22 protein-coding genes and 1 other RNA gene are annotated in these 25,422 nt (G+C 56.7%); 12 read left to right on the top strand and 11 right to left on the bottom strand.

Translation table 11 applies throughout. The features are described from left to right. Nucleotides 1-67: 67 nt before the first annotated feature. Nucleotides 68-640 (top strand): peptide deformylase, encoded by a 573-nt coding sequence (gene def, locus VJ369_RS02645; RefSeq protein ID WP_324090593.1) that lies wholly within the window; start codon nucleotides 68-70, stop codon nucleotides 638-640. Nucleotides 641-1,160: 520 nt separating this feature from the next. On the opposite strand, the gene VJ369_RS02640 is transcribed toward def, so the two are convergent. From VJ369_RS02640 to VJ369_RS02625, 4 genes are all read right to left on the bottom strand, one after another. Beyond that, a complete protein-coding gene (locus VJ369_RS02640; protein WP_324090592.1) occupies nucleotides 1,161-1,544 on the bottom strand; it encodes a hypothetical protein in 384 nt (127 codons plus the stop codon). A 172-nt stretch (nucleotides 1,545-1,716) separates the two neighbouring features. Continuing rightward, nucleotides 1,717-3,189 (bottom strand): glyceraldehyde-3-phosphate dehydrogenase, encoded by a 1,473-nt coding sequence (locus VJ369_RS02635; protein WP_324090591.1) that lies wholly within the window; start codon nucleotides 3,187-3,189, stop codon nucleotides 1,717-1,719. A gap of 168 nt (nucleotides 3,190-3,357) precedes the next feature. Then, nucleotides 3,358-3,713: RNase P RNA component class A (gene rnpB / locus VJ369_RS02630), an RNA gene on the bottom strand. Between the two features lie 47 nt (nucleotides 3,714-3,760). Further along, nucleotides 3,761-5,215: an NAD(P)/FAD-dependent oxidoreductase gene (locus VJ369_RS02625; RefSeq protein ID WP_324090590.1), complete on the bottom strand. Its 1,455-nt coding sequence runs from the start codon at nucleotides 5,213-5,215 to the stop codon at nucleotides 3,761-3,763. Nucleotides 5,216-5,286: 71 nt separating this feature from the next. Between VJ369_RS02625 and VJ369_RS02620 the strand changes: the two genes are divergently transcribed. The 3 genes from VJ369_RS02620 (at nucleotide 5,287) to VJ369_RS02610 (ending at nucleotide 9,852) form a co-directional block, all read left to right on the top strand. Next, nucleotides 5,287-6,135 carry a peroxide stress protein YaaA gene (locus tag VJ369_RS02620; RefSeq protein WP_324090589.1) on the top strand — a complete coding sequence of 283 codons (849 nt, stop codon included), beginning with the start codon at nucleotides 5,287-5,289 and terminating at the stop codon, nucleotides 6,133-6,135. 421 nt (nucleotides 6,136-6,556) lie between these two features. Continuing rightward, a complete protein-coding gene (locus VJ369_RS02615; RefSeq protein ID WP_324090588.1) occupies nucleotides 6,557-7,585 on the top strand; it encodes an IS630 family transposase in 1,029 nt (342 codons plus the stop codon). A 17-nt stretch (nucleotides 7,586-7,602) separates the two neighbouring features. Continuing rightward, nucleotides 7,603-9,852 (top strand): metallophosphoesterase family protein, encoded by a 2,250-nt coding sequence (locus tag VJ369_RS02610; protein WP_324090587.1) that lies wholly within the window; start codon nucleotides 7,603-7,605, stop codon nucleotides 9,850-9,852. Nucleotides 9,853-10,216: 364 nt separating this feature from the next. On the opposite strand, the gene VJ369_RS02605 is transcribed toward VJ369_RS02610, so the two are convergent. Together VJ369_RS02605 and VJ369_RS02600 are read right to left on the bottom strand one after the other, a co-directional pair. Beyond that, complete coding sequence (locus VJ369_RS02605; protein WP_324090586.1) at nucleotides 10,217-10,603, bottom strand: VOC family protein; 387 nt, start codon at nucleotides 10,601-10,603, stop codon at nucleotides 10,217-10,219. Between the two features lies 1 nt (nucleotide 10,604). Continuing rightward, on the bottom strand, nucleotides 10,605-11,558 hold the full coding sequence (locus VJ369_RS02600) for a Nif3-like dinuclear metal center hexameric protein (RefSeq protein ID WP_324090585.1): 954 nt from the start codon (nucleotides 11,556-11,558) through the stop codon (nucleotides 10,605-10,607). A gap of 131 nt (nucleotides 11,559-11,689) precedes the next feature. On the opposite strand from VJ369_RS02600, the gene msrA reads away from it, so the two are divergent. The 3 genes from msrA to epsC all read left to right on the top strand — a co-directional run bounded on the left by msrA (nucleotide 11,690) and on the right by epsC (nucleotide 13,972). Beyond that, nucleotides 11,690-12,217, top strand: coding sequence for a peptide-methionine (S)-S-oxide reductase MsrA (msrA, locus tag VJ369_RS02595; RefSeq protein ID WP_324090640.1), 528 nt, complete (start codon nucleotides 11,690-11,692; stop codon nucleotides 12,215-12,217). Nucleotides 12,218-12,312: 95 nt separating this feature from the next. After that, nucleotides 12,313-13,248, top strand: coding sequence for a cysteine synthase A (cysK, locus tag VJ369_RS02590; protein WP_324090584.1), 936 nt, complete (start codon nucleotides 12,313-12,315; stop codon nucleotides 13,246-13,248). A gap of 139 nt (nucleotides 13,249-13,387) precedes the next feature. Then, complete coding sequence (epsC, locus tag VJ369_RS02585) at nucleotides 13,388-13,972, top strand: serine O-acetyltransferase EpsC (protein ID WP_324090583.1); 585 nt, start codon at nucleotides 13,388-13,390, stop codon at nucleotides 13,970-13,972. A 73-nt stretch (nucleotides 13,973-14,045) separates the two neighbouring features. Here the strand turns inward: epsC and VJ369_RS02580 are convergent, their stop codons facing one another. Next, on the bottom strand, nucleotides 14,046-15,326 hold the full coding sequence (locus VJ369_RS02580; protein WP_324090582.1) for a dicarboxylate/amino acid:cation symporter: 1,281 nt from the start codon (nucleotides 15,324-15,326) through the stop codon (nucleotides 14,046-14,048). A gap of 326 nt (nucleotides 15,327-15,652) precedes the next feature. On the opposite strand from VJ369_RS02580, the gene VJ369_RS02575 reads away from it, so the two are divergent. Further along, complete coding sequence (locus VJ369_RS02575) at nucleotides 15,653-17,917, top strand: excinuclease ABC subunit UvrA (protein ID WP_324090581.1); 2,265 nt, start codon at nucleotides 15,653-15,655, stop codon at nucleotides 17,915-17,917. Continuing rightward, nucleotides 17,917-18,393, top strand: a complete 477-nt coding sequence (locus VJ369_RS02570; RefSeq protein WP_324090580.1) for a GNAT family N-acetyltransferase — start codon at nucleotides 17,917-17,919, stop codon at nucleotides 18,391-18,393. Before VJ369_RS02575 ends, VJ369_RS02570 begins: the two co-directional genes overlap by 1 nt. Here the strand turns inward: VJ369_RS02570 and VJ369_RS02565 are convergent. Genes VJ369_RS02565 through VJ369_RS02555 form a run of 3 tightly spaced genes read right to left on the bottom strand, consistent with a single transcriptional unit; the run spans nucleotide 18,390 to nucleotide 20,395 of the window. Then, nucleotides 18,390-18,920, bottom strand: a complete 531-nt coding sequence (locus tag VJ369_RS02565; protein WP_324090579.1) for a hypothetical protein — start codon at nucleotides 18,918-18,920, stop codon at nucleotides 18,390-18,392. The two genes, VJ369_RS02570 and VJ369_RS02565, sit on opposite strands and share 4 nt — an antisense overlap. 35 nt (nucleotides 18,921-18,955) lie before the next feature. After that, complete coding sequence (locus VJ369_RS02560; protein ID WP_324090578.1) at nucleotides 18,956-19,966, bottom strand: NADP-dependent oxidoreductase; 1,011 nt, start codon at nucleotides 19,964-19,966, stop codon at nucleotides 18,956-18,958. A 42-nt stretch (nucleotides 19,967-20,008) separates the two neighbouring features. After that, nucleotides 20,009-20,395, bottom strand: coding sequence for a DUF1304 domain-containing protein (locus tag VJ369_RS02555; RefSeq protein ID WP_324090577.1), 387 nt, complete (start codon nucleotides 20,393-20,395; stop codon nucleotides 20,009-20,011). Between the two features lie 97 nt (nucleotides 20,396-20,492). Between VJ369_RS02555 and VJ369_RS02550 the strand changes: the two genes are divergently transcribed. Then, nucleotides 20,493-21,077: a TetR/AcrR family transcriptional regulator gene (locus tag VJ369_RS02550; protein ID WP_324090576.1), complete on the top strand. Its 585-nt coding sequence runs from the start codon at nucleotides 20,493-20,495 to the stop codon at nucleotides 21,075-21,077. Nucleotides 21,078-21,911: 834 nt separating this feature from the next. On the opposite strand, the gene gndA is transcribed toward VJ369_RS02550, so the two are convergent. After that, on the bottom strand, nucleotides 21,912-23,351 hold the full coding sequence (gene gndA / locus VJ369_RS02545; protein ID WP_324090575.1) for an NADP-dependent phosphogluconate dehydrogenase: 1,440 nt from the start codon (nucleotides 23,349-23,351) through the stop codon (nucleotides 21,912-21,914). 207 nt (nucleotides 23,352-23,558) lie between these two features. Between gndA and VJ369_RS02540 the strand changes: the two genes are divergently transcribed. Together VJ369_RS02540 and VJ369_RS02535 are read left to right on the top strand one after the other, a co-directional pair. Further along, entirely contained in the window at nucleotides 23,559-24,290 is a 732-nt protein-coding gene (locus VJ369_RS02540) for a FadR/GntR family transcriptional regulator (protein ID WP_324090574.1), read from the top strand. 380 nt (nucleotides 24,291-24,670) lie between these two features. After that, the gene (locus VJ369_RS02535; protein WP_324090573.1) at nucleotides 24,671-25,408 is read left to right on the top strand and encodes a DUF5058 family protein; all 738 of its coding nucleotides are present in this window, start codon (nucleotides 24,671-24,673) and stop codon (nucleotides 25,406-25,408) included. The last annotated feature ends 14 nt before the right edge of the window (nucleotides 25,409-25,422 follow it).

Genomic DNA, 25,422 nt, shown 5'->3' with positions numbered 1-25,422 from the left:
CGAAACTAAGATGAGCCGTGAAACTATTGGAGAAGACTTCTTAGCACCTTGGGAAAGGACCGATCACGTGCCCATTCGGCAGATCACCGTATATGGAGAACCAGTACTGCACCAACGCGCAGCTGAGGTCACCGAATTTGATGACCAGTTGCGCCAGCTTGTCGCTGATATGCATGCCACCATGGATGCGGCTCACGGTGTAGGACTAGCGGCACCGCAAATCGGTGTCGGACTGCGTATCTTCACCTACATCTACGCTGATCAAGATACGGCTCCCGAACGCGGCGTGCTCATCAACCCCGTACTCACCCTCTCGAAGGTCTCCCAGGCAACACCTGACCCTGATGAGGAGGCCGAGGGCTGCCTTTCCGTACCCGGCCTGAACTTCCCACTCAAGCGTGCTGAATACGCGAAAGTTGAAGGCGTCGACGAGTTTGGCAAGCCGGTCTCATTCGAGGCGACCGGCTGGTTTGCACGAATCATGCAGCACGAGTTTGATCACCTGGACGGCTTCCTTTACGTAGACAAGCTGGTGCCGCGGTGGGATAAGCGTTGGCTCAAGGCGAAGAAGGCTCTGGGTTGGGGTGTAGCCGGCACTACCTGGCTGCCGGGCACCGATGAGGATCCTTTCGGGCACTAAAGTCTGAAATTTATATACCGCTGATGCAGCGCCGTACCGAGTAAATCGTCCGGCGCTGCTTTTGCGTTCCAGAGCACTTGCATTATCCCCTCTCCCCCAGCGATGCTTGTCGGACAGCAAGCAATCCGCCCACCATCCATATAACGCCGCCTAGACTCTCAGCGCCAATAGTCATTGCGCCACCACACGCGTCGGCCGTAGAAACTCACGTCGGGCCCTGCGCCTGACCCTCTTGGCGGGCTGCATCGCGAAAAGCTATAGGCACAGGGACCAGCAGGTGACCCCGCGCCGGGCTGGGGAGGATCTGCTCCCCTGCTGGCACGCGGGCAAGGCACGCTCAGTGAGCCCATAGCGCCAGGATAAGCACCCTCATGACTGGGATTAGCACGCATCGGCCCGCAGACTTCTGGCAGGGATGGGGCAGACCCTCAGAAAGGTTGGCTTGCCATCGGCCACCGGCGGGAGACCGCAGCGCAAACAGGATTAGAACATACTTTCGAATCTCGTTCGTTGCGACCGGCTACTTCCCAGCGGGCTCGGCAGTATGGCGCGGCAGGACTTGAACCGTAAAGGCTTCGCCCGTCGACTGGCATTTTTCCACGGCTTCGGCATCCTTCTCAGTCAGCTGATGGAAGCCACCGCCAATACTCAGGTGGTCCCCTACGCGGAATTCCTCATCGGCAACCTTCATGCCGGGCCACCCATCAGATAAGACGTGGGCCTCGGAAGGGAATATCAGCAAGGCCGGCTTTCCTTTCGGAGCGCGTAGCTCGAAGCATTGCCCCGCACTGAGCAGCAGCACACCGCTGGCTTCAGCCGCATTGGACGCTGTCTCATCTATGGAGTGCGCTCCCACCACGGCTCGCGGTTCGCCCGCAGTCAGTCCAAGCTCACTACCGTTCATAGCGCAGGAGCTTAGCACTAGGGTACATACACCGAGCGCTGCAAGCGCACCGGTCACACTCAAATAAATACGCCTAGCCATAAGGGAAATCTTAGCAAGCCACCCTGGGTTTAAAAGGCAGCACCCCGACCCTTGGTCAAAGGATCGGGGTGCTGCCTGCAGGCGTTGAGGCTTAGACGCTAGCCGTCTGTGCCTGTACCGCTGGAACTGCCACCGGGTGGGTGCCGGCGATTGACTCAATCACACGCACTACCTGGCAGGAGTAACCGAATTCGTTGTCGTACCAGACGTAGACGATAGCGTTCTTGTCCGAGACAATGGTCGCCAAACCATCAACGATGCCCGCACGGCGTGAACCGACGAAGTCGGTAGACACAACCTCAGGGGAATCGATGTAGTCGATCTGGCGGTGCAGGCTGGAAGTCAGTGAAGCTTCGCGCAGGTAAGCGTTCAGCTCTTCCTTGGTGGTCCCGTTCTCAAGGTTGAGGTTCAAGATCGCCATGGAGACATCTGGGGTTGGTACGCGGATTGCGTTACCGGTCAGCTTGCCTTCGAGCTCTGGCAGTGCCTTGGCTACTGCCTTGGCGGCACCGGTCTCGGTGATCACCATGTTCAGTGCTGCCGAACGGCCGCGGCGCTCACCCTTGTGGAAGTTGTCGATCAGGTTCTGGTCGTTGGTGAACGAGTGAACGGTCTCAACGTGTCCGTGGATGACGCCGAACTTGTCGTTCAGTGCCTTCAGGACTGGGGTGATCGCGTTGGTGGTGCAGGAGGCCGCGGTGACGATCTTGTCATCTGCGGTGATCCAGGAATCATTGATGCCGTGGACGATGTTCTTCAAATCGCCCTTGCCCGGTGCGGTCAGCAGTACGCGGGCAACGCCCTTAGCCTGCAGGTGCTGGGACAGGCCAGCCTCGTCGCGCCAGCGACCGGTGTTGTCCACCACGATGGCGTTGTTGATGCCATGCTCGGTGTAGTCAACGGTGGTTGGATCATTCGAGTAGATGACCTTGATCAGGGTGCCGTTAGCCAAGATGGTGCTGTTGGCCTCGTCTACGGTAATCGAGCCGTCAAAGCGCCCGTGGACCGAGTCGCGGCGCAGCAGCGAAGCACGCTTAACGATGTCGTCATCCGAACCCTTACGCACCACAATGGCACGCAGGCGCAGGCCGTAGCCGCCGCGTTCAATCAGGATGCGTGCCAGCAGGCGGCCGATTCGGCCGAAGCCGTAGAGCACGACGTCCTGCGGCTCAACGTCGGTGGCGCCAGCCTGGCCGACCTTTTCGCCTAGCTCTTCGGTGAGGAAAGCGTTCAGGTCCTTCGAGCCGGAGGCGGCGAACTTCTTGTTCAGACGGCCCAAGTCAACGGAAACCGAACCAACGTTCAAGGATTCAATTGCTTCGAGCATTGGCATGGTAGTGGTCAACGCCAATTCTTCGCCATCAATGCGGCGCACTACGCGGTGCGCCTTGATGATGTCGATGGCGGACTGGTTGATCAACTTACGGCCGTAGATCGAGGTCACCACATTGTTATTGCGGTTAAGGCGTCCGATCAGTGGAATCATGGCCTCGGCGAGCTCTTCGCGCCCGCTCCATTCTTCCTGGGCAACGACAGACTGCTGGGTCACAGAAAATCCTTCCATTTCAGCCGACTTCCAGATCCATAAAGTCGGTTGGCACCGTGAGAAGCACCATTGCTTTTGCGGTGGCGCGGGGTAACAGGATCATCCCCGCAAGTACGTATCCATTCTAGACGGTGCACCCGCGAAGCGGAGCCTGACGCCTGTGAATCATCTCACCACGCTGGTGAGTGAATGGGATGACCGATACGCCGGGTTCTGTCCGCTTGCGCGAAGACGATCATCTATCTACGACTGCCGTTGCCGACAGCCTCTAGCGGTCCACCCGACCGCATGGGGCGAACAGCCCTCATAACGCGGTCTGTCTGACCTTGCTCCGGGTGGGGTTTACCAAGCCATCCCGGTCACCCGAGATGCTGGTGGTCTCTTACACCACCGTTTCACCCTTACCAGGAAAACCTGGCGGTCTATTTTCTGTGGCACTAGCCTGCGGGTTACCCCGAGTGGGCGTTACCCACCACCCTGTTCTGTGGAGCCCGGACGTTCCTCGGGCCGTTTGCACGGCACGCGATCGCCTAGTCATCCCATTCGTTAACCATTCTAGCCCCGTCAGTTTGTTCGCGCCGACTTCGCCTTAAGAGCCGCTGGCCACATTTGGCGCGGGGAAATGATATTCCTCCATTAAGCGCAACCAGATTTCACTGATCGTCGGGTACGCGGGAACCGCATGCCATAACCTGTCCATTGGTACCTCGCCGACAATCGCGATAGTCGCCGCATGCAAAAGCTCGGCGGCATCCTGGCCGACAAAGGTTGCCCCGATAATCACTTGACGCGATTGCTCAACCACCAACTTGGCATGTCCCTGATACCCGTCGGCATGCAAACTTGCGCCCGCCACGGCACCCAGGTCGTATTCAACGCAGCGGAAGTTGAGTTCTTTGGATTGCGCTTCGGCTTCGGTCATTCCGACGGCCGCGACCTGCGGATCACTGAAAATGACTCGTGGTACGGCGAGGTGATCAGCGCTCGCCACGTGGCTGCCCCACTGCTCTGCCGAGAGTGGTTCGCCGTTGCGCCGGGCAGCGATCGCCTCACCGGCAATGCGCGCCTGGTATTTTCCCTGATGGGTCAGTGCGGCGCGTGAGTTCACATCGCCCACCGCGTAGAGCCAGTCAAAGCCCTCCACGCGCATGCTGTCATCCACATTCAGCTTTGCTGTGGGATCCAGGTTCAGTGCCGCCAAACCAAGGTTGGCGGTATTGGCCCGCCTCCCGGTGGAAACCAGCAATTGCTCGGCAAAAATTTGCCTGCCGTCGTTCAAGCGGATGCTCACCACACCAGCTGCATCGCGGTCCACACGATCCGGGGTCACACCCCGAAGAATCTGAACGCCCGCATCTTCTAGTGCTTTGGTCAGATGTTCACCCACAAATGGTTCTTCGCGGCTCATCAAAGTTCCGCGCGAGAGCATCGTGACCTGTGATCCAAGGGCAGAGAAGGCGAAGGCCAGCTCGGTGCCCGCGACACCTGCACCAATGATGATCAAGCGTGGCGGAATTTCTTCAGCCGCGGTAGCTTCTCTGGTGCCCCAGGGTTTGGCTAGTGCTAAACCCTCAATGTTTGGGAGCACCGGCACCGAACCGGTAGCAAGCACCACGGCGAGCGCTGAATACTGTGCCTGCCCAACCTGTACAAGATGCGGGCCGATAAGTTGACCGCGGCCGCGAATCAGCTCAATCCCTGCCGATTCTAGCCACCGGGTTTGCCCGGAGTCATCCCAATGGCTCGCGAATGAATCCCGTCGCGCTAAGACCTGCTCGACGTTGAGCGGCCCGGTGATTGCCTGCTTTGCTCCAGATAACCTGCGGGCCGCGTTCAACGCTTGCCCACTGCGAAGCAGTGCCTTGGACGGCATGCACGCCCAATAGGAACATTCGCCGCCGACCAGTTCAGACTCGATGATTGCGACCCGCAACCCATGTTTGACCGCGTAATCGGCCGCGTTCTCCCCTGCGGGGCCGGCACCAATGACAATTAGATCAAAATCGTACTCGTCCGAGGAAGAGCCGTGTGCAGATTCATTCATGGTGTTTCCTCACTGCAAGAGTCGTGTTCAGGCTACTGTGCTCAGCGTAGCTAGCTGCTCGCGATTCGTACATGATCAGCTATTTGTTCCTGGCAGCGCCCTGCGCCGAACCCCGGCTGATCTCCGATAAGCTGAATGGCGTGCTTATTTTGTTGCCACCTTCCGAAGGTAAGACCGCCCATGCTCACGGCGCACCGTTTGTTTCCGGTGAGCTTTCCTTTGCGCAACTGGCAGATGATCGGGCTGCGGTGCTAGCCGCCCTGTCCGAAGTCTCGGCAAATGAAAATGCCATGGAGGTTCTCGGGGTTGGCGCAACGCTGGCACACGAGGTCGCCCGCAATATCCGGTTACACACCGAACCGGCGGCCAAGGCGCATGACATTTATTCAGGCGTGCTTTTTGAGGCGCTGAACTACGCCACACTAGATCACGCAGCGCAGCAACGAGCGGATCAGTCCATCATCGTGGTGTCCGCACTGTGGGGCGCGGTGCGCTTCGGCGACAGAATTCCGCCGTACCGGCTATCCATGTCGGCCAGACTCGAACCGCTGGGTAAGTTGGCCAGCTGGTGGAAGAAGCGACTGCCCGCGGTACTCGACGAGGCAGCAGGCGATCAGTTAATCGTCGACGCCCGGTCAAGCACCTACGCGGCGGCGTATAAGCCAAGTAATGGCAACAGTGTCGCGGTGAATGTTTTCCAGCTGCGAAACGGAGTTCCGAAGGTGGTCTCGCACTTTGCTAAGCACACGCGCGGCGAGGTTGCACGCTTCTTGATCCAGCAACCGGTCGCTGCGCAGAACCCAGAAGAACTGCTTACTTTGGCTCAAACCAAATGGGATGCGCAGCTAGTGGAAGATAAGAAGGGATTGGCCCTGAATATCCTGCTGGCCGAGGACCATCAGTTCACTACGGCTAAGTAGTTCAGCTTTTTTCACGGAATTCCACGGTCCACCGATTCACAGACCAAACTGTTCTCCGCACGCTAACCGTGCGTTCGACCGTTCAGTCTAGAAATCCTTGGTTCACTTGGGGTTCTCTTTCCAGACATTCTCTTGGCGTTAGCTGTGTTCATCAGCCACTTTCACTGGCCGATCACACACTCACAGCTCAAAGGTAGAAATGTCTCTAAAAATAAATTCAACGCCTGGTTGGCGCCGCGGCGTGACCACCACGGCAGTTCTTGCCTTGCTGGCAAGCACAATCAGTCCTGCACACGCAGCCCCCGCTGATGCTGAGATCAAACCGGATATGGCTCTCGCAGTTCAAAAGCGGTTCTGAAAACCCATTGATCACGGCGCGTTAAACCCGTCCCAGCACTGCCGGAATGTTAATTTTGAAAGCATGCGCACCCCACAACTCACCGATGAAGAACGCCGGCTACTCAAAGACTACAAAGCCAATGCACCCCACAAACTCGTAGTGAAGAAAGCCGAAGCGTTACTCCTACTTTCTCGGGACGTGGCCCCGGAAATTGTGGCTGAATTCGTGGACCGAGAACCCTCAACCCTTCTTGACTGGGTGACAGATTGGCACAAGCAACGCATGGCCTCGCTCTATACCGGGCATGCAGGAAACCTGAACCGCAGCTACCTCACCGAAGAGCAACGAGAAACAGTCACCGAGGTCCTCTCCCAACCGCCAGGCGACGAGTACCTTCCGGCCCAGTTCTGGGATGTCCCGAAAGTGGATCACTGGTTATCGACCACGTTCAACATCGAGTACGCCTCCAATTCCTCGTATCACTTCCTGCTGCGCATGGCTGGACTGTCCTTCCACAAACCAGAGAAGTTTGACCGCAGGCGAGCCGACGAAAAGAGTATTGACCTGCGGATCAAAGAAATCCGTGAAGAACTTACCGGCCCGTTAGCTGATGAGAACACGCTGGTATTCGCTGCGGATGAGGTGCGTATCGATCAGGAAGCAGTGGTGCGCAAAGCGTGGTACGAGAAGAACACGAAAACTGTGTTGAAAGTGGACCGGCAGAAAGCTTCTCAATCGTTTATCGGGTTCCTGAACCAGAACACCGGTGAATGCATATCACTGCGTTTGGATTGGCAGAACAGTGCCACCATCCTAGAGGCCGTTCAGATGTTGGTGGGGCTGAATCCGGGGAAGAAGATTGTGATTGTGTGGGATAACGCGTCCTGGCATAAGAACAAGTTAATCCAGGCAGGACTGACCTCGGGGCAGACTTTGCAGGATGTTCATCTGATCAATTTCCCGCCCTACGCTCCGGATCATAATCCGATTGAGCACGTGTGGAATGATGCGAAGAACGCGATCAGTAATGTTCAGCGTGATGATTTTGAGTCGACGGTGGCGGCGTTTGAAGCACATATCGGTTCACGGGTGTTTGACTACAAGATCTGACTGGCTGGTGACCGTTTTTGAAAAATCAGAGCCATAACACGGTGGTAATTTCCACCGACAGCACTCAATGGAATTATCTAGATGATGGCACCGACCCGGCGTCCGGAAATGCAGATCTGGATTCATGGGCTGCAACAGATTTTGACGACAGCACATGGAAAACTGCGCAAGGTAGCTTCGGCGCCAAGAATGGTTCGCTGGGTGCGGTAGGCCCGTACAACCCACAGACATTGCTCAACCACTACCTTGGCGGGCAAACCGGAACTGCTACGCCGGCGTATTTCTTCCGTACCCAATTCGACCTGCCTGAAGGTAGCGCCGATGATTTCCTGAACATCACCGGCGATGTGGTTTATGACGATGCATTGACCATGTGGATCAATGGCACAAAAGTCGCTGGATTTCTCGACGATAGGCTCACCGGCAAAAGTACTCAGGAGTACGCAGGGAGCAGCAACGGCAACCCGGTTTCTTCCAGTTTCGAAATTCCTGCAGATGTCCTCGTCGACGGCGTGAACACCGTCGCGATCAGTTTGCATAATGACCGTGCCAGCAGTTCAGATATTTACCTGGACGTTCCCGAACTCAGTTTGAATACCACCGAAAACATCGACCCGATTTCCCGGGTTATTCTTACTCCGACCGAGACCCCAGAAACTTCGCAGTACGTTTCATGGATGGCAGGCAGTTCCGCCGCTGACGCTGGAAATGTCGAATTCCGCAAGGTGGACGGAAGCGAAATCACTACCGTCGCTGCAGAATTCGTTGAGCCAGTTAATGGCAACCCCTTGCCGCATTTCTCCGCTGAACTCACGAACCTGCTGCCCGGGACCGACTACACATATCGAGTCAGCAATGGTTCCAATTCGAGCGAGTGGAATACGTTTACGACTGCCGACTCAGCGATCACCGATTTCCAATACATTTACTACGGAGATGCGCAGATCGGTCTCGACACCACATGGCCAAAAGTCGTCTCGCAAGCTGAACGTACAGCCCCGAACGCCGTGGGCTCAGTACATGCCGGTGACCTCATCAATACCGGAAGCAACGAGAGCGAATGGAATAACTGGTTCAAGGGAATGGAACAATCCGCCGCAACGTCAAACGTCATGGCGGCGCCGGGCAACCACGAATACTCCGGAGATAACAAGCTTTCCGCGTGGAAGGCCAACTTTGAATACCCGCGAAACAACCCGTCGGTCGAGACAGCCGGCGACCTGGCAAAGCTCACCATTGGTGACAGCGAAGCTGCCGCACAATACCGGGCACTCTTTGATCACTGGACAACATTCGCCGAAGAGACTGTCTACTACACCGATTACCAGGGCGTCCGGTTTATCACCATAAATGCCACTCGGGATAAAGGATTCCTGACGCCAGATAACCTGCCCGCGTGTTCAACCGATGATTGCCCAGAAAGTAAGAGCTCTACACTTTGGGTACAGTTCCAAGCCGCGTGGATGGATCATATCCTCGAAGACAGCACTTCCAAGTGGAACGTTGTCACTTTCCACCAGCCCGTCTACTCGGCTTCGTCCGGGCGCAACGAACCGGTACTTCGAGATGAATGGGTTCCAATCTTCCAGAAACACAACATCGATCTTGTGCAGATGGGTCACGATCATGTGTACTCACGAGGCTACAACAATGAGAACAGAACCGACTTCGAGGGCGTTACCGATGGCCCGGTGTATGTCGTGTCAAACTCTGGCGCAAAGCACTATGACCTCGCGGATGAAAACGATAACGTCTGGACACAGAACAATGCCACGCAAGTAAAGCGCGGTGAGGACTTCACTACCTATCAAGTCATCGACGTTACTGAAGACAGCTTGACCTACAACTCCTACCTGGCTGAGAAAACCGCATCGTCCACCACGGACTTGGCGATTGGCGACGTCTGGGACACCTTCACCGTGACCAAAAACGACGAAGGCACCAAGTGGGTCACCGAAGCTGGAGTAGACGTACCGGTCATAGAAGAAGATTTCGACATTAAACTGAGCGTGACGGCCCGTTGCATAGGCAAAAATACGATGCTCAACGTGAATGCCAAGAACAATGAAGATTCACCCGTTACCTTGCACATAACCAGTGACTTCGGGAACAAGAAAATGAATAACCTAGGTTCAGGCAAGTCCGCTTCCGCTCCGCTGAACGCAGGAAAGGCACCCCTGAATGCGGGTTCTGTCACGGTCGATGCTTCCAATGGTTCTGATGACATCACCAAAGAAATTTCCTACGAGGCTCTGAGCTGTAAGTAGGAGTTAAAAGCTAACGAATAATAGTTCTGGTTGGTACCCCCAGAGCGGGTACCAACCAGAACCTTGACCGTCACCTTCGCAAAACAGTTACCAGCCATGGTGGAAAGGTCGGCTTCTTCGCTGAAAGTCTTTAGCGGTGTCAGCGGTTCTGCAGTGATGACTACCGTGCGTATTGTGTCCGGCTGCTCGTAGATCTGACGCTCATTGTCTTCACATCGGCCGCAACGCCTTGGGTACGCTTTCAGTTTCTGGATTTCAGCTGGCATATCCGTTGGCCGAGAGCATTTTGGCTATTCCAGTTTGGCCCTGAGCAGACCCCGGCGCCCGGATATCGACGAACTCAAGCATTCACAAACCAAAACTTTTAACCCAAGCGCGCTACAAGTTCAACTTCGAACCCAGCCGCATCTTCCAGATAGGCAGCGTAGTGCTCCGCTCCCCCGGCAAACGGATGCATATCTGCAAACAGCAGCGTAAAACCGTGCTGCTGAGCCTCGCTTGCCAGCTCATCGACCTGTTCGCGGCTGCCGGCGTGGAAGGCCAAATGGTTCAGTCCCGGCGCCGTGCGCCGGTGCGGTCCCTTACTGACGTCCGGACCCGACTCAAGCACAATGTAGAAGTCTTGATGGCGGTAGCTGATACCGCTGGGCCAGGTGGAATCCACTTCGAAGCCAAGACGCAGGAATAGCCAACCCAAGGAACCAGTACTGGCGCTCAGGTCGGCTACCCACAGTTCAAGATGATGCAACATGTTATGGCGTCAGCACAAAGTCCCACGGGTCAGAGTTCACCTGGGACACCTCGATCTGTACCTCATGGCCCAAATCCTGCAAGACATTTCCCAACGCGCGGGCACCGGCGGAAAGCCACACCCACTCGGAGGCAAAATGCGAGACATCGATCAGGTAAGGATGTCCGCCGTCGGCAGCCTCGCGTGCCTCACTGGCAGGGTGATGGCGCAAATCCGCGGTGACGTAAACGTCTGCCTTATGGGCACGGACCGCATCAAAAAGTGAGTCACCGGCTCCACCGCACAGCGCAATCTTGCGCACTATGCCCACGCGGTCACCGGCCACCCGGACACCACCGGCAACTGCCGGAAGTACGGTAAAGACGCGTTCGGCAAAATCTTCGAGCTTCATCGGCTTATCCAGGAAACCTACCCGGCCCAAGCCTTCCTCAGGCAGACCGTCCTTAGACTCGACCAGCGGGACACAGTCTTTCAGGCCGAAGGCGTCGGCCAGTGCATCATTGACGCCGCCAATCGCGTTATCCGCATTGGTGTGCGCGGTCAGCAGCGCGGTACCGGATTCAATCAGCCGGTGAATCGCCTCGCCTTTAAAGCTGGTTCCAGCCACTTGGGTGACACCACGCAATAACAACGGGTGATGGGTGATCAACAGATCAGCCCCGCGGGTGATCGCATCGTTAATGACCTCTAAGGTCGGATCCACCGCCATCACGATTTTCTTCACCGGCGCGTTGGTGCGACCGGTGACCAGCCCTACGGCGTCCCAGTCTTCGGCCAACGATTGCGGCCACAGTTCCTCGACCGCTTCGAGCACCGCACCCAACGTGGTGGGGCTGGCACTAGTTTCGGTCTCTGCGCCTTCCGTATCCTCGCCGTTAACGGCGGAAAGGTTCGCGGACTGCGCATCCGGAGTTTTCGCTGCCGGATTCTGCGGGGTATTAGCCTTGCTCTGCATATTCCTACCCTACGCGCTGAAACTGGGTGTGGAACATAATGCAACGCCGCGACGTTATGAACTCTGTGAGTACTCTCAGATTAGACACGCCCCATCATTTTTCCGCCTCGTTGACCGTCGAGGGCACCAAACTGACAACCTTCGTTTTAGCTGGCGGTTGTTTCTGGTGTTTAGACGCCGTGTATCAGCGCACCCGCGGAGTGCACGCGGTGCTCTCCGGATATCAGGGCGGACACACCACAAATCCGGATTACCGTCAGGTCTGTTCCGGAACCAGCGGTCACGCGGAAGCTGTCGCGGTGATCTTCGACGAACAGGTCGTACCGGCTGAAATTATCTTGGACATGTTCTTCACGGTCCATGATCCGACCACGTTGAACCGCCAGGGCTACGACGTGGGTACCCAGTATCGCTCGGCAATGTTCCCACTCGACGATGCACAGCGTGAACTCTTCCAGACGGCGATTAACAAGTACGCGGCACTGTACCCGAGCCCGATCGTGACCACGATTGAGGAGTCCAAAGATTTCTATCCGGCCGAGCAAGTTCACCAGGATTACTACTCGGAGAACCAAGAAGTCGGTTATTGCCGAGTCATTATTGACCCGAAGCTCGTAAAAGTCAGGAAATATTACGCCCAATGGCTTAACGAGTCCTGAGCGCTCAGCGAGCCGATTAGGCTTAGAACTGAAAATTAAGCACCACACGCCGGGCAAAAGCGGCCTGCACCAAGTCACGTAAGGATTGCATACAAATGGGCAAGATCTACAACAACGTCACCGAGATCATCGGTAAGACCCCTCTAGTCAAGCTCAACCGCTTGGGTGAGGGCCTGCCAGGTAGCGTCGCAGTGAAGCTGGAATTCTACAACCCAGCCAACTCGGTCAAGGATCGTATCGGTGTCGCCATCGTAGACGCCGCAGAAAAGTCCGGTGCGCTCAAGCCAGGCGGAACCATTGTGGAAGGCACCAGTGGCAACACCGGTATCGCCCTGGCCATGGTTGGCGCAGCTCGCGGTTACAAGGTCATCTTGACCATGCCAGAGACGATGTCCACCGAGCGCCGTGTCATGCTCCGCGCCTACGGTGCCGAGATCGTGTTGACCCCGGGTGCCGACGGCATGCGTGGCGCGGTAGAAAAGGCGAAGGAAATCGTCGCTACCTCGGATAACGCCATCTGGGCCCAGCAGTTCGCAAACACCGCAAACCCGCAGGTTCACGCGGACACCACCGGCCCAGAGATCTGGGAAGACACCGACGGCAAGATTGACGTGCTCGTGGCAGGTATCGGTACCGGTGGCACCATCACCGGTGCGGGACGCTACCTGAAGGAAAAGAACCCTAACCTGCTGATCGTTGCAGTGGAGCCGAAGGATTCACCAATCCTCAACGGCGGCAAGCCAGGCCCGCACAAGATTCAGGGGCTAGGCGCAAACTTCATCCCCGAGGTGCTCGATACCGACCTGTACGACGAGGTGCTGGATGCGTCGATCGAAGACTCGGTTTCGGTGGCTCGCGCACTGGGTGTGAAGGAAGGCATTCTTGGCGGCATCTCCGCCGGCGCCGCAGTATGGGGTGCGTTGCAGATTGCCGCCCGCGAAGAGTATGCAGGCAAGCAGATCGTCACCATCGTTCCCGACTTCGGCGAGCGTTACATCTCCACCTTGCTCTTTGATGACATCCGTGGCTAATAACTAGTTTTCAAAGTCGTGAATAAATCGGCGTGACGCGCTGTTGGATCTATATAGGTCCTCCAAGCGGCTCACGCCGATTTGTCATGTTCCCTGTTTCAGGGCACGTCAGCTTGCTGCAAGCACAAAGGTTGTATTTATGAGTTTTTTCTCCCGGTTACGCGAAGATCTCGCCACCGCTCGCTCCCATGACCCGGCAGCCCGTAGTGATACCGAAAACTTCTTCGTGTATTCAGGACTGCACGCGATCTGGATGCACCGCCTGGCGCATAAGATGTGGCAGAACCCGTCGCTCAAGTGGCCAGCACGTATGCTCTCACAGGCTAACCGTGCAATCACCGGTATCGAGATCCACCCTGGTGCCACCATTGGACGGCGCTTCTTTATCGACCACGGCATGGGCATCGTAATTGGCGAAACCGCCGAAATCGGCGAAGATGTGATGCTCTATCACGGCGTCACCCTGGGCGGACGCTCACTGGCTAAGGTCAAGCGCCACCCCACCATCGGGGACCGTGTGGTCATCGGTGCCGGTGCGAAGGTACTCGGCCCGATCACCATTGGTGCCGACTCCGCCGTAGGAGCCAATGCCGTGGTAGTCAAAGATGCTCCAGCAGGATCCATTGTCACCGGCATCCCGGCGCAGAACCGCCCGCGCACTCCCGAGGAACGCAAGCCCGCGGTGGACCCGGCCGAGTATATTGATCCCGCCATGTGGATCTAGAATAACGTGTTAAAACTTTGAAGGACCAACGTTGTCAACGTTGGTCCTTCAAAGTTTTTTGCGGTCTCTAACCCTAGTTGGCTAGGTTGTGCTGCTCGTTCTCGCCTGCAAGGACTTCAACATGCTCAGCTTCAGGATCCTGGGCCTGAGCGCCCAGCTTGCCGTGAGTGAGCTTGTTCATGATCATCGCAATCGCGCCGTCGCCGGTCACGTTGGTTGCGGTGCCGAAGCTGTCAAGCGCAATGTACGCGGCGAACATCAGACCCACCTCGACATCGCCGAAGTGCAGCATCTGAACCAGCAGGCCTGCAGCGGCTGCGATGGCGCCACCTGGCACACCAGGAGCGGCGATCATCATGACACCGAGCATCAAGATGAATGGGAAGTACGCGCCGAAGCTGACGTCTCCGCCGGTGAGCATCAAGACTGCGATCGAGAAGCAGGTAATCTTCACCATCGAACCGGACAGGTGAATGGTGGCGCACAATGGCACCACAAAGCCTGCCACCGAATCGGAGACGCCGTTCTTCTTGGTTGAAGCCAGGGTGACCGGGATGGTCGCCGCCGAGGAAGAGGTACCCAGTGCGGTGAAGTACGCGTCACGCATGCCCCACAGTGCCTTCAACGGGTTACGTCCGGACATCGAGCCGGCGATGGTGTACTGGATCAGCAGCATGACCAAGGTCAGCACGAAGGAGACAACTGCGACCAGCAGGAACTTGGTGACCACGGTGATTGCTGAACCACTGGCCGAAAGGTCAAGGAAGATACCGAAGATGAACAGTGGCAACGCCGGAACGATGATGCGGCGGATGACCATTTCAATAATGGTGCGGAATTCCACGGCCCCACGGAACAGCACCGTGCTGCGGAAAGCAGTCAGCCCAATGCCGAGCACGAATGCAAGAACCAACGCGCTCATCACGCCGATGATTGGTTCAAGCACAATCTCGGTGGCGGCGCCGTCTGCTGCACTCACCAAAGAGACGAATGGCTCAAAACCGGATCCTTCGCCTTCACCAATTTCAGCGATTCCCCCGCCGGTTAGCGAGGCGGTGAAGAGCCAGCGGCTCACGAAGTATGCCAGCAGGCCGGCCAAGATGGTCGAGCCGTAAGCGATCAGCGCGGTCACACCAAGCCATTTACCTGCGCCCTTGCCCAATTCGGCAATTGCCGGCATGACCAAGCCAAGGATGATCAGCGGAACAATGAAGCTCAGGAAGCCCGAGAAAATCGAGTTGTAGGTCATGAAGACGCTACCGAGTCCAACTGGCATTACTGGGCCGAGCAAGATGCCTAGAATAATGGCAACGACGATCCATCCTAATAGAGGGATCTTTTTCAAAACGTTCATGTTCTTCCTTCAGGATGACGAGTGATGAGCGCTGTGCGTGAGATCGCACGACCTTGTGGCCTACGGCACGCCTTCACAATCGTAGAGGTTCAAAGACCGTTCACAGAAATCTGTGGGTTGACTTATGGATACCAGAGCGCCCTTTAAGGCGAACTTGTACCTTTCGTCCACGGTTTATCGGGTCTGCAGGACATTCTGCAGGGATCTCACGGTTAAGCACCGGTTAAACGCTAGCGCGGCAAGCCCGAAACACTCTGCTCATGACATTGTCCGCGTCATATTGCTTACGGCGAGCGCGACCTTGGCTGCTGGGTAAGATTTAGCCTATGAGCCAGCACCCTGCAGATACCCATGACATGATCCACGTCCGTCAAGCACGGGAAAATAATCTCCGCGGGGTGGACGCGGATATTCCTAAGCGACGGATCACCGCTTTCACGGGGGTATCTGGCTCTGGCAAATCCTCACTGGTCTTTGGGACCATCGCCGCCGAGTCTCAACGGCTTATCAACGAAACCTATACGGCGTTTGTGCAATCCTTTATGCCCTCGATGCCGCGCCCCGATGTTGAGGTGCTGGATAATCTGTCGGCCGCGATCGTGGTGGATCAAGAACGCATGGGCGCGAATTCACGCTCCACCGTGGGCACCGCCACCGATGCCTATTCATTGCTGCGCGTACTCTACTCGCGCTATTCAAGCCCGAGTGCTGGTGGCGCTGGCGCTTACTCTTTCAATTTAGGCGAGGGTGCGTGCGGTGCCTGCGAAGGTTTTGGCACCGAGGCAAGTATCGACCTTGATGAATTGCTGGACTGGGATAAAACCCTGAACGAGGGGGCCATCAAGGCCCCAAACTTTGCTCCGGATGCGTGGCTCTGGCAAACCCTCACCGCCGGTACCGAGCCAGACCTGGATCTTAAGCTCAAAGATATGCCCCAGGAGATGCTGGACAGGATGCTCTATGCCCCGTTGGGCAAGGTGAAACTCAACGGGGCGAATATGAGCTATTCGGGATTGATCACCCGCATCAAAACCAGTTACATCCACTCGGGTAAGGAAATCAAGCAAGCGCATATCCGCGATTGGATCGCGCGCATTTCTACTACGGCGCCTTGCACGGTCTGTGCCGGTTCACGTTTGAACGAGAAGGCCCGCGCCTCAAAAATCGCTGGCCTGGGTATCGCAGACATGACATCCATGCAGGTCACCGACCTGGTGGAGGTTTTGGACAAGCTGGACATCGTTGACGCCGCTCCCCTGCTTGGAAACCTGCGCACCATTTTGGCTTCCCTAGTGCAAATTGGGCTGGGTTATCTTTCCCTGGATCGACCTGCCGGGACCCTGTCTGGCGGCGAAGCACAACGAGTCAAGATGATCCGGCACCTGGGTAGCGCACTGTCCGATGTCACCTATGTTTTTGACGAGCCCACCGTGGGACTTCACCCCCACGATATCCAACGCATGAACCGCCTGCTCGAAGACCTGCGTGACAAGGGCAACACCGTACTAGTGGTTGAGCACAAGCCCGAGGTGATCAAGATTGCCGATCACGTGGTTGATCTGGGCCCGGGCGCCGGAATCCACGGCGGCACGGTCACCTACGCCGGAGACCTTGCAGGACTCTTAGCCAGCGAGACGGTCACCGGACGGCACTTCTCAGCTCGGGTGCCCATCAAGTCGGCAGTGCGTGCGGGTAAAGAACCGCTGCAGATCCGCGGGGCAAGCACGCACAACCTGAAAAATGTTGACGTGGACATCCCGCGCGGAGTACTTTGTGCGATTACCGGGGTGGCCGGTTCGGGCAAGTCCACGCTCATCCACTCCACCATCTCCAAACGCGACGACGTTGCTGTGGTGGATCAGTCAGCTATTCGTGGTTCGCGGCGCAGCAACCCGGCCACCTACACCTCGATCCTTGACCCTATCCGCGCGGCGTTCGCCAAGGCTAATGGGGTCAAGCCGGCATTGTTCAGCGCTAACTCCGAGGGTGCCTGCCCAAACTGCAACGGCGTGGGGTTCACCTATACGGATCTGGCCACCATGGCAGGCGTGCAAATGCGCTGTGAAGTCTGCGAAGGAAAGCGTTACACCGCGCAGGTGCTTGAATACCGTTTGGACGGGCTGAACATCGCCGAGGTCCTCGACCTGAGTATCGAAGAAGCATTCGAACAGCTGAAGATTCCCAAGGCGAAGACCACTTTAGAGCGCTTAAACCAGGTGGGGCTTGGCTACATCAAACTCGGACAACCACTGAACACACTATCCGGTGGCGAACGGCAACGCCTGAAACTAGCCATCAATCTGGGCAAGGGCCAGGGAATCTACGTACTGGATGAGCCGACCACGGGCCTGCACATGGCAGATGTGGACCGGCTCTTGGGACTACTGGATGAAATGGTGGATGAGGGAAACACCGTGATTGTCATTGAACACCATCTAGCGGTCGTTGCTCAGGCAGACTGGGTGATCGATCTGGGACCAGGAGCCGGCCACGACGGCGGAACCATCGTCTTCGAGGGAACCCCGGAACAACTGGCAGCCTCGGGCACGCTCACCGGCCGGCACCTCGCCGAGTACACCGCAGGCAAGTAGTGGACTATGTGCTGCGTGCGCCGCTACCGGAAGATGCAGCTGCGCTCGCCGAGCTGCATGTGCGCTGTTGGAAAGAAACCTATGCCAGGCAACTGCCCGAAGACTACTTCACCGAAGAGCACTTGGTTGCGCGTCACCAGCTGTGGGAACGACTGACTGGAGATACGGACCCCAACTTACGCCGCGTCGTAGCCGAAGGCTCCAAAGGATTTCTCGGCTTTGCGCTCGCCGGAGGAAAACCGGGAGGCGAACTGCAGCTTTTTAACCTGTACGTAGTTAGCGCGAACCACGGCACCGGACTCGGGCAGCAGCTATTCAACGCGGTTTTAGGGAAGCAACCGGCGTCGTTGTGGCTGGCGGAGGATAATCCGCGGGCCACCGCCTTTTACCGACGCAACGGCTTTGAATTTGATGGGGCACAAAAGGTAGACCCCAAGACGCCGGGGCTGACCGAATTGCGAATGTTCCGCGCTTAGCCAGCGGTGAGCAGCTTGAGGATTTCAGGGTCGCTCTCACGTCCGAGCTTCGCATCAATTTTGAGCACCAACTGTGCCTGGCGCAGCAACGTGTCGTATTCGGGACGTACTTCCGGGTTCAGGCGGATCCCCATGGAACTAAGCCGCTTGGATTGGGACAGGGCAAGATCCTTGACGATACCGCGAATCATCAACAGATCCTCGGGCTGCACGCTCCAGCGCATCTTGTTGATCCGTTGCCACTCGCGTTGCTGGGTCTCATCCAGGCCTTCGGGCATTTCGCCCTGAGCCTGGAGGTGGTCGAGCATGGTTGTGCCTAGGTTTTGTTCTCTGGTGTTGTCGGCCAGGCAGTGGTCTATGGCGTTCTGCACGCGTGCCCACCACTGCCCGGCACTATCAACTTTGGTACGAAACTGCATAGATCTGACCGCCGCATAGGCGCCTATGGCTGCAACTATGACGGTCAGCAGCGGGGCCACCCATAAAAGCCATGCCAACGCCGGAGAACCTGATTCGTATCCGTTCATGAGCCGAGTCTAGCCCGGTATGATGGCGCGGTGGGCTAGATGCGCACGAGCATCTTGCCGGTGTTTGCACCCTGCATCATGTCCAAGAAGGCATCGACGGTGTGCTCAATGCCGTCAACAATGGTCTCGTCGTAAGCGATCTTGCCCGAGGCAAACCATTCGCCCATCTTCGCACCGAATTCTTCAGAAAGGTGCAGGTAGCTGGAGAGAGTGAACCCCTGAAGCTTGAGCCCACGGGTGATCAGGTTGGCCATATTGTCAGGCCCAGCCAGCTTCTGTGTGGAGTTGTATCCGGAGATCGCACCGCACAATGCTGCACGTCCACCATTGTTGAAGGAGGCCAAAGCTGCCTCCAGGTGTTCTCCACCCACGTTATCGAAGAATACGTCGATACCCTCGGGCGCAGCTGCCGCTAGTTGACCGCGCACGTCGCCGTCTTTGTAGTTGAACGCCGCGTCATACCCGTAATTGCTGGTCAGCAGTTCTACCTTTTCAGCGCTGCCTGCCGACCCGATAACACGCTTGGCACCGAGCAGTTTGGCAATCTGTCCAGCCGCGGTACCCACGGCGCCAGCCGCACCGGAAATAAAGACCGTGTCTCCTGGTTTCATCGAAGCAATCTGGGTCAGTCCCACATACGCGGTCAAACCGGTCATGCCCAGGATGTGCAAGCGTAGGGACAGCGGCATTCCCGGAACTTCTGGAATCTGGTTAAAAGTAGCTGCATCATCCTGGATGGTGTCCGACCAGCCGTGCTGGTGCAGTACTACGGCACCTACAGACAACTGATCCGATGCCGATTCAACGACGCGTCCGACTGCTCCACCGGTGATAGGTCCACCAATTTCGTAAGGTGCTACGTACGAGCGGGCGGCACTCATTCGTCCACGCATATAGGGATCAACGGAGATGAATTCGTTACGCACGCGCACCTGCCCGGCTTCTAGTGGACCGTAGCTGGTGGTCGTGACGTTGAAGTTTTCGGCAGTTGGCCATCCGGTGGGACGGCTAGCAAGCTGAATCTGGGTACTGGTAAATTCACTCATGGTAATGAGCACCTTTCTTAGTTTTGCTTCTGGGACGAAAAATTAATTGCTCAGGCCGATGATCATGAAAACCACCGCGAACAACGGGAAAACGCCTTGCTTGAGGGCCGCTGATTTCTTATCCGGGCTGGACAAGAGCAATACCGTGGCGGCTAACAGCATGGAACCAGCTCCGGTGAGCAGTAGGGTGGCGGCGATGGCCGGCTGTCCGAGGAAGTGAAACACCACACCGAGTGCTACCGCGATGCCAAGAAACAGGTTGTAGAAACCTTGGTTGAAGGCTAGTTCCTTAGTAGCTTTCGCTTCCGCTTCGGTGGTACCGAATGTGGCACGTGCCCGCGGGGTGGTCCACCACATGGATTCCATCAGGAAAATGTATACGTGAATTAGTGCTGCTAAGACACCGAATACTAGTGCGGTAATGATCATGCCGTCTCCTGAGTAAAGTTTTTCGAACCACGTCGTTTTGTAATGACCATTTCAATATATACTGGAATGGTCGTTACCGAAAGAGGGAGGTTATGTGATGGCAAGAACACTAGCTTTTGATCGGACGCAAGTCATCAACGGTGCACGGACGGTTTTTTGGTCCAAGGGATTCGAGGCCGCTTCCATACCAGAACTTGAAGACGCTACGGGACTGAGTCGTTCAAGCATCTATAACTCGTTTGCTTCCAAGCGCGGACTCTTTGATGCAGCCGTAGAGAGCTATCTGGAAGAAATTGTCCGTCCCCGGCTGCAGCCTCTGTTGTCTACCCCGGTCAAGCCCACTGCAGTGAGCGAGTATCTCTCGGGACTCGCCAACGCCTTTGAACGCACCGAATCCTTGCCCGCAAATCACGGCTGCCTCTTGATCAATACAGCCAACGCACCAATTTCCGAAGACCCTGAAGTAGCGCGGATTATTGGCGAATACCGGGCCGAACTCCAGTCGGCGTTACATCGCGGAATCACCGCGGCCCTGCCAGCAGTGGACGCTGCCCAAACGCAAATGCTCGCCACTGCCATTACAGGACTCGTGGTAGCTTCATTCACCTTAGTGCGTATCGCACCGGATGAAGCTGTGCAGCTCTTGCGCACCGCGCAGTTGTTACTCGACGATGAAGACTGACATCTGAGTCGATATTTTGCAGCACGGATTGCAGCTGATCAGAATTTGTTGATGGTTATAAATCTGCCGCAGACTGGGCTGCAAGTAGATCTCTGAGCCGTGGCACTTGCGGAGGGGCTGGAGACAATCACCAACCACAGCTTCAGGTCACCCCTTTGCATAGGCGACATATTTCCCCGAATATTCACGGCTGGCTTTCACGATCCAGAGGATTCGACGGATATAAGATCAGCTTTTAGGTCCCCGGTTTGGGGTACGCGCTACGGTGGCGACAGGACAAACTCAAATGCATGAATATCTGGACCAGCCACTATCTTTTTGGATACTGTACGGCATCTTACTTGTTGGGCTGTGCGCTGCAGGGTTGTTCCTGTTGATGCGATCCAGGCTGAACAGAAACGGTCAATTACTCGCTGGATCCGCCATTTTACTCTTCGCTCTATCCTTTGCGATCCTGCTTTATCCGGTGAAACTCGATGGAGCTTCGTGCGGAATCGGGGCGGGCGCGACTGGATGGAGCAAGGATGATCTCCAGCCATGGTTCGGCGCTACGGATGCAGAAATGCAAGATTTCAGAAGTTGCCGAGCTGCTCAATGGAGGTTTTTTGCAATAGGACTCTCAGTGTTTGGCATGGGAATCATAGCCACGTTCACCCCATTGCTTCCCCGGTTTAGGGCCCGTTCAATTTCTAGCCAGTGATTTGATCCGCTCCGCACAACTGTGTATTTTGAAGCACCTGCAGGCCATGAGCAATTTAGAAAGCCCAGAACCCGATAGTTAAAGTCAACGCCCGCAGGTTCAAAACCTGCGGGCGTTTGAGTAGCTAGCGAAGACTAGTGAGTGTCCACTGCTTCGATCTCGGTGCGATCGCCGCTCCACTGAGTGTGGAAGGTGCCTTCCTTATCGGTGCGACGGTAAGTGTGTGCACCGAAGAAGTCCCGCAGGCCCTGAGTCAGGGCAGCTGGCAGACGGTCGCGGCGCAGGCCATCGTAGTAAGCCAGTGAGGAGGAGAACAGCGGCGCTGGGATACCCAGCTGCACTGCAACCGACACTACGCGGCGCCACGCCGGAACGGCCTTGGCAATTGCCTCGGAGAAGGCTGGTGCGAAGAGCAGGTTGACCGGCTTCTCATCTGCCGAGTAAGCGGCGGTGATGTCCTTGAGCAGTGCTGCACGGATAATGCAGCCTTCGCGCCAGAGACCGGCAATTTCGTCCAGCTTCAGATCCCAGTTGTATTCACCGGCGGCAGAGGTCAGCATGTCGATGCCCTGCGCGTAGGAAACCAGCTTGGAAGCGAATAGTGCCTGGCGTACATCTTCAATGAAGTTCTCCGGCAGGGTCACCTCGGTAGTCTGCGCTGCCAGAACCTGCTGGCCGACGGCGCGAATGTCGCGCTGGCTGGACAGTGAACGAGCGAAGACCGACTCGGCGATGGCCGAAACAGGTGATCCCATATCCAGACCGGACTGCACAGTCCAACGACCGGTGCCCTTCTGTCCGGCGGAGTCCTGGATGACGTCTACCAGTGGCTTGCCGGTGGAAGCATCGGTGTGGCCGAGGACCTCTGCGGTGATTTCAATCAGGAAGCTGGACAGTTCACCCTTGTTCCAGTCAGCGAAGATCTCTGCCTGCGCAGCTGGCTCGATGCCTGCTGCGTGGCGCATCAGGTCGTATGCTTCGCCGATGACCTGCATATCGGCATATTCGATGCCGTTATGGACCATCTTTACGAAGTGGCCGGCACCATCGGTGGAGATCCATGCGCAGCATGGGGCTCCGTCGTCAGCCTTAGCTGAAATCTTTTCCAGCATTGGACCTAGCGACTTGTAGGACTCTGCCGAGCCGCCCGGCATGATCGATGGGCCAAGCAGTGCGCCTTCTTCGCCACCGGAAACGCCGATGCCAACAAAGTGCAGGCCCTTTTCGGTTAATGCAGCTTCGCGGCGACGGGTGTCGGTGTAATGCGAGTTGCCGCCGTCGATGACGACGTCGCCCTCTTCGAGCAGTGGCACCAGCTGATCGATGACCGAATCTACCGGACCGCCGGCCTTCACCATGATCAGTACGCGGCGCGGAGTTTCAAGATTTGCAACGAGCTCTTCGAGCGATTCGGTGCGGATGAAGTCGCCTTCATCGCCGTGGGCCGCAAGCAATGCGTCGGTCTTTTCGATCGAACGGTTGTGCAGGGCGACGGTGTATCCGTTGCGGGCGAAGTTACGGGCTAGGTTAGCGCCCATCACGGCCAGACCTGTGACACCAATCTGTGCAGGCATAAAAATAAGTCTCCATCAGTTACCGGGGAGTTGTACCGTTTTTGGAAACCGGGAACTCACGGCCTCCATCACGGCCATGTGACGCTTACTAGTCTACGCGCGCCGGGCCGCCTATTCCCAGATCTAACGAAGGTTTAAAACATATTTATTTCGTACCGTCGTGGTGCCCGGGCAACGTGACCAGCAGTTATTGGCTAAACTGGCGCCATGGCAACAAGTCTCCACGCTCATGTGGTTGAGCATCTCGGATCCCGCATCGTCGGCGGTTTCATCCCCCGCGGGTCCATCGTTCTCGCCGCAGATCTCGAGCAGAAGCTCCAGGTCTCACGTTCCGTGATCCGTGAGGCGGTGCGCGTACTTGCGCAATGTGGCCTAGTCACCAGCACCAAACGCGTCGGTATTCGAGTGTTGGGTCCCGAGGAGTGGAACCCGTATGACGAGAACGTGATCCGTTGGCGCCTAGCTAGTGATCAGAAGGGCGCGCAGCTTCGTTCATTGACCGAGCTGCGTATTTCGGTGGAGCCAATGGCCGCCGAATTAGCCGCCGAGGTGGCCCCGGAAGCCATGCGCAAAGAACTGATGCTGATCTCGGCACAAATGAATCATTACGGCCGACAGGGCGACCTGCGTCGTTTCCTGGAATTGGACATCCGTTTCCACGCGTTGGTGCTCGCAGCCTCCGGTAATGAAATGTTCGCCAATCTCGCCACACCTATTGCCGCGATTCTGCGCGGACGCACCGAGCTTGGGCTGATGCCGGAACGTCCTCATGAGGAAGCGCTGGCATGGCACCAGTCGGTTGCCGACAGCATCTCAAATATGGACGCGCAGGGAGCACGGCGCAATATGGAAAGCATTATGCGCCGCACCCACAATGAAATCTGCAGCCTCTGGGAAGGTGCTCCACGAGTATTTGTGGATCCCATCGCGAAAAAATAAGCTGACCCGGTAACCATTCACAACTGACTTAGCACCATTGCGCGTGTTTAATCACTAGTCAGATACTAATCAGAGATTCCTTCTTTTCGCTAAGTCGCGCCTAAAAACTATTTTCGTTCCGCCCGACCTCACGTATGGTGGGTGGCACGCGAGAAAACACCGCAAACAACTGAATAGTCTTCCGAACACTCGTAACTGGTATTTCCCGGACCTTCCTCGGTGACTTCCGAACCGCTTACGTATGGAAACCCAGGGGCGCGCTAGCCGGGTCTATAACTCCCCAACGCAAGGTGCCATGTGTTGTGCACGCGGGCACTTGAACTGGTTTTGCATGTCATATGCCTGAGATCCAAAACCACGTGCCGAAGGGTAGAGATTTCATGTATCTCGCAGCAGCGGTGGACAATAATTCCACCGACATTCTCGCCGTAGCCAATTCCCCATTCCTCTGGGCCTGCGCCATCGGAGTATTCCTGGTCATCGTCATTCAGAGCGTGATCTATATGAAGGCCGCGCAGGTTGCCGCCCCGCATATTGGCATGACTCATCAGGAGATTAAAACCAGCTTCCGTGCCGGAGCAATTTCGGCTTTGGGCCCCTCACTGGCAGTGGTCTTGGTCGCCATCGCTTTGCTGACGGTCTTTGGCACCCCCGCGGTGCTTGTTCGCATCGGCCTGATCGGCTCGGTCTCCTACGAAACTGCCGCCGCCGCGATTGCCGCGAATTCTGCCGGAGCCGAACTCGGCGGCCCCACCTACACCCAGGCGGTTTTCGGCCTGGCCCTGGCCGCGATGAGTCTGGGCGGCGCCATGTGGATGATTGCCACACTGATTCTCACTCCCCTGCTCAAGCGCGGTGACTCAGCACTGCGCAAGGTCAACCCGGCCATCATGTTGGTCGTTCCCGGCGCGGCAATGGTTGGAGCCTTTATGGTGCTCGGACTTGGTGAGCTGCCCAAGTCATGGATCCATGTGGTCGCCTTCGGATCCTCGGCGGTGATCATGACGGTACTCATGATTATCGCCAAACGTGTGGACCGGCCTTGGATCAAAGAATGGGCCCTCGGTATCGCCATCATCTTGTCGCTAGTCATTACCCACCTGGCCACCCGAGTCTAGGTCACCTACGGATT

This window comes from Glutamicibacter sp., assembly GCF_035257265.1.
Taxonomy (GTDB): domain Bacteria; phylum Actinomycetota; class Actinomycetes; order Actinomycetales; family Micrococcaceae; genus Glutamicibacter.
This window is presented reverse-complemented; position numbering and strand designations above follow the sequence as displayed.

Bases quoted from the DNA above. Each gene is read 5' to 3' on its own strand.
- VJ369_RS02640 (WP_324090592.1), bottom strand. From the start codon at position 1,544: ATGAACGGTAGTGAGCTTGGACTGACTGCGGGCGAACCGCGAGCCGTG.
- VJ369_RS02635 (WP_324090591.1), bottom strand. From the start codon at position 3,189: ATGGAAGGATTTTCTGTGACCCAGCAGTCTGTCGTTGCCCAGGAAGAA.
- VJ369_RS02625 (WP_324090590.1), bottom strand. From the start codon at position 5,215: ATGAATGAATCTGCACACGGCTCTTCCTCGGACGAGTACGATTTTGAT.
- VJ369_RS02620 (WP_324090589.1), top strand. From the start codon at position 5,287: ATGATCAGCTATTTGTTCCTGGCAGCGCCCTGCGCCGAACCCCGGCTG.
- VJ369_RS02615 (WP_324090588.1), top strand. From the start codon at position 6,557: ATGCGCACCCCACAACTCACCGATGAAGAACGCCGGCTACTCAAAGAC.
- VJ369_RS02605 (WP_324090586.1), bottom strand. From the start codon at position 10,603: ATGTTGCATCATCTTGAACTGTGGGTAGCCGACCTGAGCGCCAGTACT.
- VJ369_RS02600 (WP_324090585.1), bottom strand. From the start codon at position 11,558: ATGCAGAGCAAGGCTAATACCCCGCAGAATCCGGCAGCGAAAACTCCG.
- cysK (WP_324090584.1), top strand. From the start codon at position 12,313: ATGGGCAAGATCTACAACAACGTCACCGAGATCATCGGTAAGACCCCT.
- epsC (WP_324090583.1), top strand. From the start codon at position 13,388: ATGAGTTTTTTCTCCCGGTTACGCGAAGATCTCGCCACCGCTCGCTCC.
- VJ369_RS02580 (WP_324090582.1), bottom strand. From the start codon at position 15,326: ATGAACGTTTTGAAAAAGATCCCTCTATTAGGATGGATCGTCGTTGCC.
- VJ369_RS02575 (WP_324090581.1), top strand. From the start codon at position 15,653: ATGAGCCAGCACCCTGCAGATACCCATGACATGATCCACGTCCGTCAA.
- VJ369_RS02565 (WP_324090579.1), bottom strand. From the start codon at position 18,920: ATGAACGGATACGAATCAGGTTCTCCGGCGTTGGCATGGCTTTTATGG.
- VJ369_RS02560 (WP_324090578.1), bottom strand. From the start codon at position 19,966: ATGAGTGAATTTACCAGTACCCAGATTCAGCTTGCTAGCCGTCCCACC.
- VJ369_RS02555 (WP_324090577.1), bottom strand. From the start codon at position 20,395: ATGATCATTACCGCACTAGTATTCGGTGTCTTAGCAGCACTAATTCAC.
- VJ369_RS02550 (WP_324090576.1), top strand. From the start codon at position 20,493: ATGGCAAGAACACTAGCTTTTGATCGGACGCAAGTCATCAACGGTGCA.
- gndA (WP_324090575.1), bottom strand. From the start codon at position 23,351: ATGCCTGCACAGATTGGTGTCACAGGTCTGGCCGTGATGGGCGCTAAC.
- VJ369_RS02540 (WP_324090574.1), top strand. From the start codon at position 23,559: ATGGCAACAAGTCTCCACGCTCATGTGGTTGAGCATCTCGGATCCCGC.
- VJ369_RS02535 (WP_324090573.1), top strand. From the start codon at position 24,671: ATGTATCTCGCAGCAGCGGTGGACAATAATTCCACCGACATTCTCGCC.